2 protein-coding genes are annotated in these 1,373 nt (G+C 71.7%); both read left to right on the forward strand.

What is annotated here, in order from left to right:
* Positions 1 to 1,079: serine/threonine-protein kinase (locus tag AC2VON_RS23730; RefSeq protein ID WP_486955044.1), on the forward strand; the 1,079-nt coding region annotated here is incomplete at its 5' end.
* The coding region (locus tag AC2VON_RS23735) for a protein kinase domain-containing protein (protein WP_486955045.1) at positions 1,076 to 1,373 on the forward strand (298 nt) is incomplete at its 3' end. The genes AC2VON_RS23730 and AC2VON_RS23735, both read left to right, overlap by 4 nt.

Below are 1,373 nucleotides of genomic sequence, written 5' to 3' on the forward strand. Positions count from 1 at the left end.
ACCCCGGCATCGCCAGCGTGCACGACTACGGCGAGACCGAGATGGACGGCGAAGGCCGCACCGCCTATCTGGTGATGGAACTGGTCAACGGTGAGCCGCTCAGCGCGGTGCTCAAACGCACCGGGAAACTGTCCCTGCGGCACGCGCTGGACATGTTGGAGCAGACCGGGCGCGCCCTTCAGGTCGCGCACAGCGCCGGTTTGGTGCACCGTGACGTCAAACCCGGCAACATCATGATCACCCCCACCGGGCAGGTCAAAATCACCGACTTCGGCATCGCCAAAGCCGTCGACGCCGCCCCGGTGACGCAAACCGGCATGGTGATGGGCACCGCTCAGTACATCGCGCCGGAGCAGGCGCTGGGCCAGGACGCCACCGCCGCCAGCGACGTCTACTCACTGGGAGTCGTTGGCTACGAAGTGCTCTCGGGGCGACGACCGTTCGGCGGCGACGGTGCCCTGACCGTCGCGATGAAGCACATCAAAGAGCCGCCACCACCGCTGCCGGCAGAGTTGCCGCCCAACGTACGTGAACTCATCGAGGTAACCCTGACCAAAAACCCGGGGATCCGCTACCGCAGCGGCGGGCCGTTCGCCGATGCCGTCGCCGCGGTGCGTGCCGGGCGGCGGCCTCCGCGGCCCAGGCCCAGCCCGGCGGTGCCATCCCACCGGGCTGTCCCGTCCGGGGCTTCGACCCGCGCCGCGGCCGACGCCGCCGCCCGGCGCGTCCGGCCCGCCACCGCTGGCCAGCGGCCGCCGCCGGTGCGCCCGAAGTTCTCGGCCGGCCAGCGCGCGCTGCTGTGGGCAGCGGGGGTGCTGGGAACGTTGGCGATCATCATCGCGGTGCTGATCGTGGTCAACGCCGAGAGCCCCGGTGCCCGGCACCAACCCGGCGCCCCGACCGTCACCAACACGGTGCCCGCGACCATCGCACCGTCCGGTGGCCCCGGTACCCCGGCGCCACCCGCCCATCCGTCGGCCAGCAACGACCGCAGCCGATCCGGCGGCGCCGGCGCGCAGCCCGGCCGGCCCGCACCGAGCCGGGCAGTGCGCGCGGCACGATACGAGACATCGCGATGACGACGCCGCAGCGACTGTCCGACCGCTACGAGCTTGGCGAAATCCTCGGCTTCGGCGGCATGTCGGAGGTTCACCTGGCCCGCGACGCCCGACTGCACCGCGACGTCGCGGTCAAGGTGCTGCGTGCCGACCTGGCTCGCGACCCCAGCTTCTATCTGCGGTTCCGGCGCGAGGCGCAGAACGCGGCGGCGCTGAATCACCCGGCCATCGTCGCGGTCTACGACACCGGCGAGGCGGACACACCCGCGGGCCCGCTGCCCTACATCGTCATGGAGTACGTCAACGGCGTCACCC

It is taken from the genome of Mycobacterium sp. TH-M82 (assembly GCF_057473605.1).